This is a genomic window from Flavobacterium sp. MK4S-17, from assembly GCF_009848495.1.
Classification (GTDB): domain Bacteria; phylum Bacteroidota; class Bacteroidia; order Flavobacteriales; family Flavobacteriaceae; genus Flavobacterium.
The window spans coordinates 1-2,433 of sequence record NZ_WWEP01000026.1; the positions used below are offsets into that span (position 1 = coordinate 1).

The following is a 2,433-nucleotide window of genomic DNA, read 5'->3' on the forward strand; positions in this document are numbered from 1 at the left end:
GTAGGTTTTGCCGTCCTGGTCATTGCCCGGGTCCTCATCACACAGTATCATCGGGTCAAGGTCTGCCGGGTTGGGCGATGGCTCTACCCTAAGGGTGATGACAAACGGTACGGCGCTGCTGCAGCCGGTTACGGTGTTTACCGCCCTTACATAGATGTTCTGCTGGTATTCCAGCACGTTGGTATAGCTGCCCGGGTTGGTTATCGGCAACTGGCCGTCCTGGGCGTTTTCGTAGGTTTCATGGAAGGTTACCTGAAGGTTCACCGCATTGTTGATAAGGTCATCCAGCATGGCATTCAGGTCAAACTCGCCAAAGCCGCTGTCATCGGGTGCGCATACCGTGGTAAGGGCAGGGTCTACCGGCTGAAGTACCGGTACGGGCTCTACGCGGATGTCCATCAGCACTACCCTGTAGCAGCCGGTGCTTTCATTGGTTACCCTTACAAAAAGGGTTTCAACCGTGGACTGGTTCTGGTAGGCTTCAGGGTTGCCTATTTCGCCTATGCCCAGCTGTGCATCGTTATAGTCATGGTGGAAGGTTACCTCCATGCCGTCGGCTCCTCCTGTTATGGCATCTATGCGCTGGGTAAGGTCAAATTCCTCACGCTCATCGCCCGGGTTGTCGGTATCACACTGGGTGATCGGTGCCGGGTTGCTCACCACCGGCAGCGGGTTTACTATCAGTTCCAGCTCCACCACGTCAAAACAGCCGGTGGCATTGCTGGTTACCCTGATGTAAATGGTTTCCCCGGTGCTGCTGTAGCTACCCGGGTTGCCTATAGCCCCAAGGTTGTCCTCGGCATCGGTTTGGCTTTGGTGGTAGCTCACTGTATACTGTGCAGGGCTTAAGCTGCCCAGTACCCCGCTTTCACGGCTGGTAAGGTTAAATATGCCTATGCCGTCGGTATCGTCGGGGCCGTTGTCGCAAAGGGCATACGGCTGTGCAGGGGCTGTGGCCACAGGGGCCGGTACTACTATAAGCTGCAACTCGACAATATCAAAGCATTCGGTCAGGTTGGACTGTACCCTGAGGTAAATGGTCTGCACACCGTTGGTGGTGCTGGCCTCTACATTGCTGTAGCTGCCCGGGTTGGTGATCCGGTTATTTACGGCATCATAGAAGGCATCGTCATAGGTTTCGTAAGCCGTAAGGGTTACATTGCCCAGGCTGGTGCTTATCTGGTTCATTACCGGCACAAGGTTGAAGGTGGCTACCTGGTTCAGGTCGCGGTCGCATTCCTCAAGCGGGGCTTGTGCCGGGGCAACAGGGCCCGGGATTACCAACAGCTGTAACGGGGTTACTATGCTGCACCCGGTGGTGGTGTTGCGTACCCTTATGTAAATTACCCTGTCCCCGGTTATATAGTTCTGGGGAAGCGGGGTGCCGGTACCGTTAAGGGCATCGGCCTGGTTGTCGTAATAAGTTACTTCATAGCCGGGCGCCCCAAGGGTAACAAGGCTGTCCATAGTGGAAAGGTCGAATTCGCCCTGGCCGGGTACTTCCTCGCAGGCATAGTACGGGTCCATGCTCTGGTCGATTACCGGAAGCGGGTGTACCGTAAGCTGTACCGGGATAACGGTAAGGCAGCCCTCAAGGTTTTCGGCAACGGCCCATATCTGGGCACTGGCGCTGTCGTAGGCACTTTCGGTAGTGATAAAGTTACCGTTGCCCAACTGGGCATCGGCAAGGTCTTCGTAATAGTGTACGCTTACGCCTGCAGCTCCGTTGATGATGTCAGGGGTAAGGGTGGTAAGGTCAAATTCCTCACGGCCGTCCGGTGAGCTGTTGTTGTCGCAAAGCTCATAAGGGGCCAGGGTTACCTCAGCCGGCCTCGGGTCTACAATAACATCTACCGTGGCTATGGAGTAGCAGTCGGTCTGCCCGGACTGGGCCACTACCCTTATGTAAACGGTCTGGGTGTCGGGCTGGGTATTGGACCATGCCGTAAAGCCCGTAATATTGTTCCCGTTGCCCTGCTGGGCATCGGTAAGGTCTTCGTAATAGGTTATGTCATACCCTGCCATACCTGCGGTTACTTCGGCACCTGCAGGGCCAAGGTTGAATACCGTCTGGCCGTTGAAGTCGTCATCGCATTCGTGGATTGGCGTGGCGGCAACAAGCACCGGGGCGTTCTCGATGGTTACCGTAAAGCTTTCTTCATCGGTACAGTTCGGGGTGGTGCCGGTCTGCGCATACACGTAAAGGGCCTGGGTGGTGGTGATGATATCGCCTGCCGATAACAGGGTGCCTGTGGCACCCGGGCCGGTGTAGTAGTCGCCCGAAGCCAATGCAGGAAGCGTATAGCTCTCGCAAGCTACCTGGTTGCCAGGGGTTACCGCTACAGGTACAGGGAGTATCGTTACCGTAAACATGCTCTCATCAGTGCAGTTCGGCGTAGTACCCGTCTCAGCATAAATGTAAATGTCCTGGGT

Annotated in this window: 1 protein-coding gene; it reads right to left on the bottom strand. The window is 55.7% G+C overall.

The genetic code is table 11. The features are described 5' to 3' along the window. A partial coding sequence (locus tag GSF09_RS09435) for a hypothetical protein (protein ID WP_159800715.1) occupies nt 1-2,433 on the bottom strand: 2,433 nt, incomplete at both ends.